We start from the raw sequence: 14,459 nt of genomic DNA, 5'->3' as shown, positions 1-14,459 counted from the left end.
GCCAGCGTTCAATCTGAGCCATGATCAAACTCTTCAGTTTAAAATCAATAGTGCATATAGTGCACCAATCTTGGCTCATCAATTACTGACAAAAATTTGCTCAAATAAACTTCGAGTAATTTCTACCATCAATCAATGAAAATAATTTCGATTAATCAACCAGTAAAAATCCACACAAGTTGTTCTTCATAATCTCTTAATGATCTTCTTACTGCTTCGTCAGCAGCAAGCTAGGTCGGCTATATTACGCTTTCTTCTCAGAAAGTCAACTAGCAATTTCAAATTAATTTAAACTTTCTTCCTAAAACCCAACTTAACCATTTAATGCTAAGCTACTGTTTTATCAGAAGTTTTAATTCTCATCACCGCCGATGGATGTGCATTCTACAGCATTTTCCACCCCATGCAACCCCATTTTTTAACTTTTCAATTCATTAGGATATTTTTTAGTCGTTTTATCATTTTTTGCTACATATTTTGATCAAATTTGTTTTAATACGCACATTCAAAGACCTGTTAATATATTTTATTACTTCTTTTTAGCTTTAAGCATAGGCTTATATAGAGCTCCAGGATTTTTTATGCGTCACTCTCATTATATTTGGGCCAGTTTTTTATCTTTCGGATTAATTTCTCCTGTATTTGCTAATGAATCCACTGTAAATCCTGAAGCTTCTGCATCAGCAAATGTAGAAACCACTTCTGATGAAACGCTTCAAACAACTCAACATCCCCGTCTTGAAGCACTCAAAGAATTAAAAAATATTAAAGCTAAAGATTTAAAAGTCGATGCAAATGCAACCCAACCTGACGATCAAAAAGACCCGCTACAACCATTAAACAGACAAATATTTGCTTTAAATGATGTGTTAGATCGTAATGTAGCTCGCCCTCTGGCTGTGCAATATAAACAAAAAGTACCTGGTGAAGTCCGGGGTTCTTATCGCCAGTTTCGTAAAAACTTAGGCGAACCCTGGAATGTGGTGAACCAGCTAATTCAAGGTCGTCCGCTGCGTGCTGCAGAATCTTTAGGGCGTTTTACCATCAATACCATTACAACTTTAGGTTTTGCAGACCCGGCTCGACGTCTAGGTCTGTCTGCTGAAGAAGAAAATTTCGGAACCACATTGGGTTATTACGGCATCCCTTCTGGTCCTTATTTAGTTTTGCCTGTGTTCGGCCCCAGTACTTTCCGTGATGCTATAGGGTTGGCTGTCGATGGTCAGGCACGCCCACAAAAATATCTCTTTGAAGATCATGATGGTCTGTATTGGAGTGAACAGGTACTCCGTGGAATTGATGCCCGTTCACAGCTTTTAGATATTGAAGATGTTTTGCAAGGTGATAAATATGCTGCGATTCGCGATATTTATCTGCAACGTAAAAATTTTGCTATTGCTGAAAAGAAAGGTCTAGAACCTGAAACTCTATTCATTGAAGATGATGTAGAAACACCTGAAGACGAAGATCAGCCTGAAGCACCAGAGCAATCTCCAGATGAAACCCCTGTAGATGAGAGTGACAGCACCACGAAATAAGTCCGACACATTTATTGAAAATATGATCAGCCAAGCATCTTTCCTTGCTGATCATTAGATTGTTATAGTAGCGCTCTATCGATTATCATTTTAAGGATCATTCAATTTCTATATGTATTTCATTCAACCGACTCGCAATATTCCTTATTTAGATCAGGTACTCAGTGCACTTCCCGGTGTGCAAATGATTCACATAGATGATATTGATTTATACGACCCGACCATTTTAGCAATTGCGGATGTACAAGACTATTTAACCCATCAATGGTCTCTTCCAACAATTGTTCTGGCTTTTGAAAATGAAGGCACAGCTTTAGCTCAAGCTTGGGAATTAGGTGCTTTAGCCGGCTGGATCTGGACTAAATTACCGGTTAATCCGGAAGATTTTTTGCTTAAAATTGATGCGCAATATAAGCGCAATCAAGATAGTCGCGACCTCCCTTCTGCTGCATATTTACAAAAATGTTTGCTGCCGAATCCGATTGAACTGATGAATTATAAAGTTGAAACCCTGTTTCAACCTTCTGCCTATTTGTCAGGTGATTGGTACGATTATTGGAAAATCAGCGATAAAGAAATTATGTTTTATCTGGCGGATGTATCTGGACATGGCGTGACCAGCAGTTTACTCACCTCCTGGATGGCGGCTTTTCATGGTCGCTCCAAAACCCCGCGCGAATTGATTAAAAAACTTAACGGCATGCTGGTGCAAGAAAACATTGAAAAGCACATTACCATGATTGCCGGTGTTTTAAATTTGGAAACACATCAGCTGCGCTGGTCTAGTGCTGGACATTATCCGCCTGCGATTATCTTTGAGCCAAACCAAGTGCCTAAAATTTTAAATACCAGTAGTTTCCCTTTAGGACTAACTGAAGATCTGGAAGTTGAAGAGTTTGAATGTGTGCTGAACAGGCATGCACGGTTTATTATTTGTTCAGATGGGGCACTAGAACCTTTCGATGGTGGACTGAATGAACAATTCGAAAAATTGGTGTTCCACTTGCAAAATCAATCATTTCAAGCCCCTGAGCATGTCGCGGATGACATTGCCATTTTAAGTTTACGCCGAATGAATTAATCATATTATCAATATGTTAACTTTCAACTAAGCGATATAAGACTGTTGGCTACTTGAGTCTATAGTGGCCCTATGTGATAATTTTGGAATCCTTCTCTGCAAATGGCATTTATATGTCAACAGGTCATGTTGAATATGCAAGCTTGAATGGAACGCATATTTTTAAGCTTATTGGCGAAGTGCGTGCCCAATCTTGCATCAGTCTAGACAAACTCCTTAGTAAAATTGAACAACAGTCGAATGTCGTTGGGGCCATCGTAGATTTAACCCAAACGACATTCATTGACAGTACTGTTTTAGGTGTCCTTGCCAAGCTGGGTTTAAAGCTAAAGCAGGCGCATCAGATTCAGGCGGTTATGTTATCGACCAATCCTGACATTACTACCTTGGCTAACAGTATGGGCTTGGGGCAGGTTTTTGTAATCTTAAATTATTGCGGTGATCCGAAAGTATGTACCCGCGAATTAATTGAAGAGCACATTAGTCATAATGCCATGTTAACCACTGTTTTAGATGCACATAAAACATTGATGAAACTCAATGAAAGTAACCAAAACATGTTTGAACCTTTGGTGAAACAATTACAAAAAGAACAAGAGACCTTGGAGCAAGTGTCTCAACAAAACGTATAAAAATTATTATTTAGAGCTCACACCATGACTTTACTCTCTGTTGTACAAATGAACTCTCAGGATGATATTGAAACCAATTTCATCCTGATCGAGTCATTAATACAACAAAGTAAAGCAGAGGGTGCAGAGCTGATTGTTTTTCCGGAAAACTTTGTCTGTTTTGCCGCAGGAAAACAACGTGAGACCGCAGCGCAGTTTGAAAGCATCCAGCAGCGTCTGGAAAAACTTGCCCATCAATATCAAATCTGGATCGTGGCAGGGACATTACCCTGCCCGTTTCGTCCGGATGGCTCCATCATTACCGATGGTCGTGTACGTACCGTCAGTTTATGTATTAGCCCTGAACGCACCGAAGCACGCTATGACAAAATTCATCTGTTTGATGTACAAGTCGGTGATGCGGTGGGTGGATATCAAGAATCTCGATTCTTTGAACCGGGTAGTGATGTCGTAGTTGCCCAAACCCCGTTTGGCAATATTGGGCTGATGGTGTGCTATGACTTACGTTTTCCAGAACTGGCTCTAACTTTACGCCATCAAGGTGCGCATATCCTAACTGCACCTGCAGCCTTTACCTACACCACTGGCCAGATGCATTGGCAATTACTGCTTCAGTCACGAGCGCTCGATAGCCAGTGTCAGGTTTTAGGCGCAGCTCAACAAGGCTGGCATGGTGAGAAACGTCAAACCTGGGGACATGCAGCTGCAAGCAATAGTCGCGGCCAAATTTTAGATATTGTGCATGATGATGGAGCCAGCCTGATTACCGTACCCTTTGATCTGGATGAACAGCAGGCTTTCCGCACAGCCATGCCATTAATTCAGCACCGTAAAATTATCAGCTTCTAATTCTATGCAGCTTTAAAACTCGATTTTTTGCTTTATAAAAATTACAAAATAACTGCTTATTCTTTATTCAAAATCCCACACCATAACATCTTATATAAAAACATAGAGATGAAAAAAATGGCCTTAGAAAAAGCAGTCTATACAGCAAAAGCCAAAGCTACGGGTGGTCGTGACGGACGCGCAACATCATCCGATGGCATATTAGATGTCAAACTTGCAGTTCCCAAAGAAATGGGCGGCGCTGGTGGTGGAACCAATCCCGAACAACTTTTTGCAGCCGGTTATTCCGCCTGTTTTCTGGGTGCCATGAAATTCGTTGCCAACCGGGATAAATTGAATATCAGCAAAGAGGCCTATATTGAAGGGGAAGTCGGGATTGGCCCTATTCCAACGGGCTTCGGGATTGAAGTTACCCTAAATATCCACCTAGAAGGGATGGATCAGGCGGAAGCACAAAAACTGGTAGATGCTGCACATATTGTCTGCCCCTACTCCAATGCCACACGCAATAATATTAATGTAACCTTGAATGTACTGACCTGAGTTCAGATTCAATCTGTTCTACTCAATCTATCCTGAAAGCAATCACCTTCTTTTAGGATAGATTCTTTACTATTTTTAAATCGCTGAGTATCGATTTCCCAAAACGAGTCTTCTGATGAAATAGAAAAATCGCCACAAAATCAGGCAATGCGTTTAATTTGGTTCTAAAAAAGAATATAAAAAACAAAACCCACAATATATAATGATTCTTATTTGCAATAGTTCGTTTTATTCATGTTGAAATCCCTCTTTCTTAGCTCTCTCCTGCTGATAACTTCAAGTGCATCTTTTGCCGCATTAAGCATATCGGAAAAGATTCGCCCTACGGTGAATTCTCAAGTAAATCCCAACATTCAGCGACTGGAAATTCCGCCTACACCCAACAACATGAAATTGCCTGAATTTGGTCAAGGGATTATTGGTTGGGGAACAGGCCCAGATGGCGCTGAAGCACGCCTACATAAAATCACCAAAACAGATGTCGAAAACCTCAAAACACAAGAGGTCAGTTTAGAAATGATTCAGGCCTGGCAGAAATTTTATGAAAATGAAACGCGTCGCAATGCTGGCAATCCGACTGCGCCATTTCGCGCCCAGCTCATGAAAAAAATTGCCGAACTTTGGTAAGTTCAGCAATTTATTCAAGCATCAAAGGAATAAGTATTGCGCGTTAATCCGCAGCTTCATTGGTCACACGCAGGACTTCTTCCAAAGTGGTTTTCCCGGCCAATACTTTACGTAAACCATCATCGCGGATTGAACCCGACTGTTTACGCGCATAGCTTTCCAGCTCATATTCGGCAGCATTGCCATGAATCAGACGGCGCATCGGTTCATCGACCGGGACAATTTCATAAATCGCGGTACGCCCAATAAAACCGGTATGCGAGCAGTGATCACAGCCTTTCGGTTGTGGTAATTTTAGAGCAGTATCAGTTTGTAAATGCTTGAAAATTTCGGTTTCAAAATGATCTGCTTCACGCCATGTGGCACAGCGTGGACATATAGTTCGCACCAGACGCTGAGCAATCACCCCAATTAAGGAGCTAGCCAGCAAGAACGGTTCGATGCCCATATCTTTTAAACGCGTCACTGCGCCAATGGCTGTATTGGTATGCAGGGTAGATAGAACCAAGTGACCGGTTAAGGAGGCTTGCACTGCAATTTCAGCCGTTTCCAGATCACGAATTTCCCCCACCATCACCACATCTGGATCCTGACGCAGCATGGCTTTTAGCGCACGGGCAAAAGTCATATCTACTTTGCTATTGACCTGAGTTTGCCCAATGCCTTCAAGCTGATATTCAATCGGATCTTCTGCAGTCAAAATATTTTTTGAACCATCATTTAAGTCGGATAAGGCTGCATATAAAGTCGTGGTTTTACCCGAACCAGTGGGCCCAGTCACCAAAATAATGCCGTGCGGACGATGCACCAGATGGGTTAAGCGTTCATAGTCAGGTTGCATCAAACCCAAATGGGTCATATTCAAACGCCCGGCCTGTTTGTCCAGCAAACGCATCACCACACGCTCACCATGTGAGGAAGGTAGCGTCGAAACACGCACATCAACTTCACGTCCGGCCAGTCTTAAGGATATACGACCATCTTGTGGAATGCGCTTTTCAGCAATATCCAGTTTGGCCATGACTTTAATCCGAGACACCAACAGCGGCGCCAATTCACGGCGTGGTTGCACAATTTCGCGCAGCTGACCATCGACACGTAAGCGCACCGACAGTTTTTTCTCAAAGGATTCAATATGAATATCCGAAGCGCCCACCCGAATAGCTTCAGACAACAGTGCATTAATCAGTCGCACAATCGGTGCATCATCTTCCTGATCCATGAGATCTTCAGCTTCTGGAACTGAGTCGGCCAGACTGAGTAAATCGGGATGATCTTCCAGACCGGCTGCAACCTGCTGAGACTCACCGGTATCTCCGGCAAAGCTGGAACTGAGTAATTGATGAAATTCCTGTTCACTACACAACTGGTGCTGTGCAGGATGCCCCAAAAAGCGACGTGCTTCCTGTATCGCCAGCAAGGGCGTATTTTCACGGCGCACAATAAAGGCCTGATCACCCTCGTAGCGCAGCAACACGCCATGACGCTTGGCAAAACTATATGGTATTTGTAATTGTTTAAGTACTTGCATCAAAGTTTATAATGATGAATAAATTGATTTGAGTGTACTCTAAGCATAGGACAGCGTGAAGTCTGTTTTTTGAATGATTAAGCCATAAAGGAAATATGCCGTTGTCTAAAAACGATGAATTGATGGATGCCGAGCAGCCGAAGTTAATCAAATGGTGGGGCGAACAAAGCTTTGAATTGCATCAACCCAAAGCCTGGCAATTTGGTTCGCTGTTATTTCGGTTGAGCCGTGGTTTGCAGGAATGGCGCATGGAATACCATCGTCCGCAAGTTCAATATGACTATGAACAGAAATGGCATGCCATTGAAGATCCTAATTTTGCTTTTCCGCAACCGGTCAAAGTTGAACGCTATATGTTCAAGTCCACCCAGCATAAGTTGCAACTGATGCCGCGCCTAGCCGACCGTTCGGTGGTGATTAAACCGGTCGATCCGATTTATATTCCTGCAGGACAACGCGGTACGCTGTATATCAGCACCCCTTTATGGATTGCCGGTTTTGTCGAGGGTCAAAAAGATCCGCTGTTTGATATTCCAGTGATTTTGCCGAAAGACACCTGGTTTGGCCCCAATCATCGTCATGGCGAGATTTGTTATGCCACAGCAGTGGATGGTCGTACAGAATTGCATCAGCTCAAACCGCGCGCTTTTCGTGCAGTAACCCCGATTGAATTTCATAATACCAGCCATCAACAGCTACGCTTTGACCGGATGAATGTGCCTGTTTCGGCACTTCCCCTGTTCTATAGTGAAAGTACCGGACGCTTATGGACTTCACAGATTAAAGTCTTGCATGAAGGTTCGGATAAACCGCCACGAATTCGGATTGAAAACCGTACCCCACCGCATGCGGGCGAAGTGATGTATGTGCATCCGCCACGTGAGCCAGCAAGCGCTTTGTTTAACATGTTTGATTCATTTTTCTAAGGGGGCAATATGGCAGATTCGAATATCCCAAAAGAAATTACCAGCAGCCTCAAAGGTATTTTTACCAATATCAACACCGAACGCCTGACAGAAATTATTGTTGCCATCGTGCTGTGTTTTATCGGTTTTTTAATTGCACGTTTTGTCTCCAACACTTTTATCCGCACTGTTGGCTCACGTTTTAATGCCCACCAAAGTCTGGTCTGGCGTCGTGGTATTTTTTATTTCATCTTCCTGATCTTTGTGATGGCCAGCCTGAAAGAAGCCGGTTTTAAACTGAGTGTATTTTTGGGTGCGGCCGGTATTTTAACCGTGGCGCTGGGTTTTGCTTCGCAAACCTCTGCTTCCAACCTGATCAGCGGTTTATTCCTGATTGGGGAAGGTTCTTTTGAAATTGGCGATACCGTGCAAATGACCCTGATTCGCGGACATACCATTGAAGGTGAAGTGATTTCCATTGACCTGCTTTCGGTGAAACTGCTGACTCAGGACAATGTCTATGTACGCGTGCCGAATGAACAGCTGATTCGTGCGCCGGTCTATAATCTGTCCAAATTCCCGATTCGGCGGATTCCAATTACCTTGGCGATCAATTTCCATGAGGACATCATTAAAGTTCGGGAAGTGTTGTTGGATGTAGCCAATAAATATCCGCTGGTTTTAGCCGACCCCAAACCAGCCGTCACGGTCACTGCCTTCCGCGAATCATCCATTGAGCTGTTATTTGCCATCTGGTGTAACCGTGAAAACTTTTTAAAAGTTCGTGATGAAATGCAAGAACGCATTCGTAACGGTTTTTTGGATAATCAGATTGAAATCCCTGTACCGAAAATGGGCTTTGTGGATCGTCCCGCAACGGTTCAGCCTTTAAATGATGAAGATATTGACCAGTATGCCAACGCTAAAGAAGTGAAACGGGAAGCGGGGTTGAAATAATTGTTTTTATAATTTAATCCTCCCCTTGCGAAGCAATGCTTCTCACCTTTTATAAAAGGAGGGAGAATCAAATCAAATACCTATTTAGATTCGAGTCCCCCTTTATCAAAGGGGGATTTAGGGGGATTTTTCATTCAGATGATGCTCAGGAATCGGCGCAATATAAGCAATCACTAACATCACAAAACCTGCACCCAGGAATGAAATCACCCGGGTTAAAGTACCGATGTGGGATAAATCAAACAGCACCAGTTTCAAGGTGACAATCACCAAAATACTACCTCCCAGAATCCACACGGGACGTAACTGTTTGCGACTGGCCAGACTCATGGTCATAAAAGCCAAACTGACCCATAACAAAGTCAAACTGAGTTGAACGGTTGCATTTCCCCACACAGCCAGTTCATTAAACGGCGTATCCAAATAAATATGTAAGGCTCGCAGCACGATATAACTGCTGAGCCAAAGCAGACTCAATACCATCAGCACAGCCACAATACCTTTATCCAGACCCGATTTCAGCTGCAAGGACAACATCCAGATAAAACCCGCCAACATGGCAATGCTGACCAGATCAAAAGGATTGATGATTGGCAGGATATAGCCCTGAAACGCCTGCTGGGTAAACAGTTGCGAACAGATAATCCAGCTCGCCATCAATACCAGACTACTGCGGGCTTGCCAGAACATTTTCCAGTCCGGATTATCCAGCTGCCAATAACACCAGGCACAGAACAGCAAAGGCAAAATCACCACACTGATATAAGGCATGCCTGGCAGCAGGGTTAAGCTGGTCATGGCCAAACTGGTTAAAGTGCCAAAACTGACCCACTCTTTTTCAGCACGTACACCCAACATCGGGCGCAGCCACAATGCAGTTAACATCACTCCGGAGAATGAAAAACCGATCCGATCCAGATTGCTAGGCCAAATAATCACACCCTGCTGGCTTTGATCAATCACAATAATCAGGGCAAAAACAAAGACAGGAATGAGGCCGAGCCATTTAGGAAATAACCACGACCAGGTGGCTTTGCAGTGCAACATGATTTCATTGATCAGCAGATAGAAGCCACTGACAATCACCAGACTGACGGCCAGTTGATGAGGACTGTCAATTTCATCTAACAACAATACCAGTAACATGCTCGTAGCAGACAACATCTGGATACAATGAAAAGCAATGGTGGAACTGCTTAACTGCTTTCTAAAAGATGCCCGGCAATTCGCCACCAGTACCATGGCAAAATAGCTTAGGCATAAGCCCCAATACATTTCACGAGGAAACTCAGCCAGTTCGACCAGATAGTACAGACTGGACAATCCAGCCACAATCATCAGCCCCATGGCCAGATAGCGACTGATCTCCGACTGACGATACAGGGCATAAGCAAAAATGATCAATCCCTCTACCGCCCAGCCCACCACACTCCACTGCTTATGCAACAGAATCGGGGGAACCAAAGCCAGGAAAATCAACATTAAACTGAAATAACTTTGGGAAATTAGTTGTACCGCCTGATGGCGTTTTGAAAGTTGATACACGCCTGCATAAACCGCAGCAAAGGCCAGACTGGCGCCGGCCTGCCAGCGAGTTTCTTCAAAATGCATCAAATAAATAAAAATATAACCGACCAGAGGTGCACCAAAGATCAGGGCAATATCCAAAGCCGGTTTCAGTTTGAATTGAGCCAGGTCTTCTTTGGCCAGCAGTTGACTAAAACGAAAACTTAACCAGACAAAAATGGCCGTATGCACCGCAACCAAGAGCGTTAAAGTATTTTTTTCAAATTCTTTGCCCTGATAAAAAGCATAAGCTCCCCCAACGATCACCGTCATTAAAAAGGCAATTTGATTCAGCATCTTCCAGGGACGTAAAGTACTTAAGAAAGCAACCGCGAGATTGATCACCACATAATAGGCAATCAGTTCAATTGCTGTCGCATTGCGGACCGGTAAGGTAAAGGGCGCAAGATAGGCAATGATCATGGCCATCAGGGCCAGTTCAATGGATTGCTGTTTTAAACTTAAAGCCAGGGTCACACCCATAATCAGCACAAAACATACAGCTGCCACTGCCAGAGTCGGAATCACGCTATTGTAATAAGCAAAGAACAGCGTCAAAAATAATGCGGCTAGGCCCAAGCCTTCCAAAGCCAGGGCAAAACTGCGATTTTTGGCCTGCATCCCGTAACCCAGCCCAGTCACTGCACCACTGACCCCAGCGACAATCGCCAGCTTCACGGCCAGACTGAGCTGCCAGTGTTCGGTGGCAAAACGCAGCAATAAGATGATTCCAATCACCAGTACCAACACGGCAACTTTTAAGACCGGATTGCCTTGAAAGATCCAAAGCTGTACCTGTTCAATCAAGCTGATGGGTTGTGATACGGGAGCAGATTGAAATGCCTGAACGGGTGGTGGCTCAACCCTCTGCTCCGTGACCGTTTGTCCTTGATGCAATCGCATTTGCAGCAGGTTCAACAAGCCTTCTAAACGGCGTAACCATCTTAAAAAGAAAAAAATCCATGCCGTGATGCCCAGACCAACCGCAAACTCCCAATCCAGCATTCCACCGACAATGGCAATAATCGAACACAGATACAGTGGAACTTTTGAAGTCTCCTGCACAACCAGCTGGGTGTGCTCTGCCATTTTTAGCGCAGGGGATTGGATGGCATCGACATATTGCATGAGGCTCATCACGAAGGCCAAGCCGCATAAATAGGTGAAGATACGTACATCTAAAAACCATGCACCCACACCGGCAATAATCAGTACCATCAGCCAAATCATCCGGATTTCGCCCTGTCCTTTCCCCATCTTTTATTTATCTCAATCCTGATTAACCTGATCATACAACAGCTGTGACTTTGATTTTTAAGCATTCATCAGATATTCGGTAACACGCATCTTGCATCAGGTGTCTATGTTCAGGTGCAAAATCACGTACAATAAGCGGGTTATTTGAATTAGGAATCCTTCAATGCCACCATTTGTTTTGGTCGATGGCTCATATTTTTTATTTCGTGCATACCATGCACTGCCACCCCTAACCACTTCTACTGGTTTACAGACCAACGCAATTCGTGGTGCCATTTCTGCGATTCAAAAGTTGATGCGTCGTATTCAACCGACGCATATGGCGGTGATTTTTGATACCCCTGAACCGACGTTCCGACATGTCCTTTCACCGATTTATAAAGGTGACCGTCCAAGCATGCCGGATGAACTGTCACAGCAGATTCCCTATCTTCATAACCTGATTCGCGCTTTGGGCATTCCTTTACATACCCTTCCGGGTGCTGAAGCGGATGACGTGATTGGTACGCTGGCTAAACGTGCCGAAGCCAAAGGTTATCAAGTACTGATCTCCACCGGTGATAAAGATATGGCGCAGCTGGTCACCGACAAAGTGACGCTGGAAGACAGCTTTAAAGACAAACCGATGGATGTCGATGGTGTATTTGAAAAATTCGGGGTGTGGCCGAATCAGATTATCGATTATTTAACCTTGATGGGTGATGCGTCGGATGGTATTCGCGGCGTACCCGGCGTCGGTGCCAAAACGGCTGCCAAACTTTTAACTGAATATGGTTCGATTGGCGGCATTCTAGAAAATGTCGATAAAATCAAAGGCAAAGTCGGTCAAAGCATTAAAGACAATGTTGAAGGCATTACCCTAGACCATCAATTGGCCAGTATTGTGTGCGATCTGGATATGGGTCTAACCTATGATGACCTGAAACTTGTCGATCCGAATGTCGAAGAATTACGTCGCCTCTATACCGAACTTGAGTTCCGTAACCAGTTACAGTCTTTAGATCATCCGAACAATCCAAATAATTCAGCCTATAAGCAAGCCACTAAGAGTATTGAGACTGATATCAATACCACTGCTGTTATTAATACTGAAGATGAGGCCGAGCTGACCAGTGTGGATGATCAACTGGGCAAAGCCACCTATCACACCGTTTTAACGCAAGCGGACTGGGACAAACTGTTCCAGCGCTTCAGCACTGAAAAACGCTTTGCCTTTGACACCGAAACCACCAGTCTGGATTATCGCATTGCACAGATGGTTGGTTTCTCTGTTGCCTTTGATGCCAACGATGCTTATTACATTCCGCTGACCCACGACTATGAAGGTGCGCCGGAACAGCTGAACCGTGAAATCATCCTCGCGCAAATCAAACCGATTTTAGAAGATGCATCGGTTGAGAAAATTGGTCATCATTTAAAATATGATGCACACATTTTGCAAAATCATGGCATTGAATTACAAGGCTGGTATTTCGATACCATGCTGGCATCCTATGTTTTAAATTCTGTGGCGACCCGTCACGGTATGGATGATGTTGCACGGGTCTATCTCAGTCATTTAACCACCACTTATGAACAGGTGGCAGGTAAAGGGGCAAAACAGAAAACCTTTAACCAGATCGAGATTGAAACTGCTGCGCATTATGCTGCTGAAGATGCGCATGTCACCTATCGTCTCTACGAAGTCTTGTCTAAAAAATTACAGACTATTCCTGAACTGAGCAATATTTTACACAAGATTGAAATGCCAGTAGCTCGTGTACTCACAATCATGGAAGAAAACGGCATCGAGCTGGACCTGAAGTTCTTAGATCAATTGAGTGTCGATTTTTCCAATACCATTCAAAATCTGGAAAACCAGATTATCGATTTGGCTGGACAAACATTTAATGTCAGCTCACCGAAACAGGTCGGTGAAATCCTGTTTGATAAACTCGGACTCAAAGGCGGCAAGAAAACCTCGACCGGTCAATACAGCACCAGTGAAAGTATTCTGGAAAAAATCGACCATCCGATTACCGATTTAATTTTGCAATATCGTGGTCTGTCCAAACTGAAAAGCACCTATACCGATGGCTTGCAAAAACAGGCCAATAATGACAGTGGTCGAGTGCATACCAGCTACCATCAGGCTTTAACGGCCACAGGTCGTTTGTCATCGACTGATCCGAACTTGCAAAACATTCCGGTTCGTGAAGAAATTGGCCGTCAAATCCGTAAAGCCTTTATTGCACCTGAAGGTCGGGTTTTGCTGGCTGCCGATTATTCACAGATTGAACTGCGTTTAATGGCGCATCTTTCCCAGGATGAAGCTTTGGTTGATGCCTTTAAGCATGGTCAGGATGTACATCGCCGTACCGCTGCCGAGGTTCTGGGTATTGCCCTGGAAGATGTCACCAATGACCAGCGTCGTCAGGCCAAAGCGGTGAATTTCGGTCTGCTCTATGGCATGTCGGAATTTGGTTTGATTCGTCAACTGGGCTTTACCCGCCAAGAATCACAAGACTACATCAAGCAATATTTCCACCGTTATCCGGGCATTTATGAATATATGCAACGTACGCGTCAGGTGGCTTTGGAACAAGGTTTTGTCGAAACCATTTCTGGTCGCCGTTTATATACGCCGGATATTGATGCCCGTAACATGATGGTGCGTAAAGGCGCTGAACGTGCAGCCATCAATGCGCCACTCCAAGGCAGTGCTGCAGACATCATTAAAATGGCGATGATTGAAGTCGATAAAATATTACCGAAAGATCAGGCCAAAATGTTACTGCAAGTGCACGATGAATTGGTGTTTGAAGTGGATGCCAACATTGCCGATGAGCTGGCGCCAAAACTGGCTGAAGTGATGCAGTCGGTGGTGAAACTTTCAGTACCATTGATTGTCGAAGTCGGTAAAGGCAATAACTGGGATGAGGCGCATTAATCCAGAAATTTCCCCTCTTTTATAAAGAGGGGTTCGGGGAGATT

Annotated in this window: 11 protein-coding genes; 9 read left to right on the top strand and 2 right to left on the bottom strand. The window is 44.0% G+C overall.

The genetic code is table 11. The features are described 5' to 3' along the window. Positions 1–581 precede the first annotated feature (581 nt). The 6 genes from FB6_RS02985 to FB6_RS02960 all read left to right on the top strand — a co-directional run bounded on the left by FB6_RS02985 (position 582) and on the right by FB6_RS02960 (position 5,270). The gene (locus FB6_RS02985) at positions 582–1,538 is read left to right on the top strand and encodes an MlaA family lipoprotein (protein ID WP_174558574.1); all 957 of its coding nucleotides are present in this window, start codon (positions 582–584) and stop codon (positions 1,536–1,538) included. Positions 1,539–1,650: 112 nt separating this feature from the next. Next, positions 1,651–2,619, top strand: coding sequence for an RsbU family protein phosphatase GigA (gene gigA / locus FB6_RS02980; RefSeq protein WP_174558573.1), 969 nt, complete (start codon positions 1,651–1,653; stop codon positions 2,617–2,619). 113 nt (positions 2,620–2,732) lie between these two features. Continuing rightward, on the top strand, positions 2,733–3,251 hold the full coding sequence (gene gigB, locus FB6_RS02975) for an anti-anti-sigma factor GigB (RefSeq protein ID WP_174558572.1): 519 nt from the start codon (positions 2,733–2,735) through the stop codon (positions 3,249–3,251). A gap of 24 nt (positions 3,252–3,275) precedes the next feature. Beyond that, positions 3,276–4,100, top strand: a complete 825-nt coding sequence (locus FB6_RS02970; protein WP_174558571.1) for a carbon-nitrogen hydrolase family protein — start codon at positions 3,276–3,278, stop codon at positions 4,098–4,100. Between the two features lie 117 nt (positions 4,101–4,217). Next, positions 4,218–4,643: an organic hydroperoxide resistance protein gene (locus FB6_RS02965; RefSeq protein WP_174558570.1), complete on the top strand. Its 426-nt coding sequence runs from the start codon at positions 4,218–4,220 to the stop codon at positions 4,641–4,643. Positions 4,644–4,877: 234 nt separating this feature from the next. Beyond that, positions 4,878–5,270: a DUF4951 domain-containing protein gene (locus FB6_RS02960; protein WP_174558569.1), complete on the top strand. Its 393-nt coding sequence runs from the start codon at positions 4,878–4,880 to the stop codon at positions 5,268–5,270. A gap of 43 nt (positions 5,271–5,313) precedes the next feature. Here FB6_RS02960 and gspE read toward each other — a convergent pair whose 3' ends face one another. Further along, positions 5,314–6,801: a type II secretion system ATPase GspE gene (gspE, locus tag FB6_RS02955; protein WP_174558568.1), complete on the bottom strand. Its 1,488-nt coding sequence runs from the start codon at positions 6,799–6,801 to the stop codon at positions 5,314–5,316. Positions 6,802–6,923: 122 nt separating this feature from the next. Here gspE and FB6_RS02950 point away from each other — a divergent pair, with 122 nt between their 5' ends. Continuing rightward, positions 6,924–7,727, top strand: a complete 804-nt coding sequence (locus FB6_RS02950; protein ID WP_174558575.1) for a hypothetical protein — start codon at positions 6,924–6,926, stop codon at positions 7,725–7,727. 9 nt (positions 7,728–7,736) lie between these two features. Next, entirely contained in the window at positions 7,737–8,663 is a 927-nt protein-coding gene (locus FB6_RS02945; protein WP_174558567.1) for a mechanosensitive ion channel family protein, read from the top strand. Positions 8,664–8,780: 117 nt separating this feature from the next. Here the strand turns inward: FB6_RS02945 and FB6_RS02940 are convergent, their stop codons facing one another. Next, complete coding sequence (locus tag FB6_RS02940) at positions 8,781–11,486, bottom strand: DUF2339 domain-containing protein (protein WP_174558566.1); 2,706 nt, start codon at positions 11,484–11,486, stop codon at positions 8,781–8,783. Positions 11,487–11,649: 163 nt separating this feature from the next. Here FB6_RS02940 and polA point away from each other — a divergent pair, with 163 nt between their 5' ends. Then, complete coding sequence (polA, locus tag FB6_RS02935; protein ID WP_174558565.1) at positions 11,650–14,415, top strand: DNA polymerase I; 2,766 nt, start codon at positions 11,650–11,652, stop codon at positions 14,413–14,415. The last annotated feature ends 44 nt before the right edge of the window (positions 14,416–14,459 follow it).

Origin of the sequence: Acinetobacter bouvetii (assembly GCF_902753875.1) — a bacterium.
GTDB classification, from domain to species: Bacteria; Pseudomonadota; Gammaproteobacteria; order Pseudomonadales; family Moraxellaceae; genus Acinetobacter; species Acinetobacter bouvetii_A.
This window is presented reverse-complemented; position numbering and strand designations above follow the sequence as displayed.